This window comes from Burkholderia sp. SIMBA_062, assembly GCF_046534765.1.
Lineage (GTDB): Bacteria > Pseudomonadota > Gammaproteobacteria > Burkholderiales > Burkholderiaceae > Burkholderia > Burkholderia ambifaria.
In genome coordinates this window covers 1-321 of the sequence record NZ_JAWRYD010000167.1, presented here as the reverse complement: position 1 = coordinate 321, position 321 = coordinate 1, and the positions used below count along the sequence as shown (strand labels likewise).

Annotated in this window: 1 pseudogene; it reads left to right on the top strand. The window is 56.4% G+C overall.

Annotated features, from left to right (window positions below):
- A pseudogene (locus SB786_RS35880) lies at nucleotides 1-321 on the top strand (recombinase family protein); the annotation flags it as partial.

Sequence of the window (321 nt, the reverse complement as noted above, 5' to 3'; positions counted from 1 at the left end):
CGGGCATTACCGTGGTCACCGCGAGTGACGGCCGTGAGTACAACAGGGAAAGGTTGAAGGCGCAGCCAATGGATCTGGTCTATAGCCTTCTGGTCATGATTCGGGCTCATGAAGAGAGCGATACCAAAAGTAAGCGCGTGAAGGCCTCAATCAAGCGCTTGTGTGAAGGCTGGATCGCTGGCCACTACCGGGGTTTGATCCGCAATGGCAGCGACCCTCGCTGGGTCCGCCTCGTCGACGGTGACTGGGAGTTGATTCCTGATCGTACCGAAGTTGTGCGATTTGCCATCGAGAAGTATCGCGAAGGATATGGCGCTGATC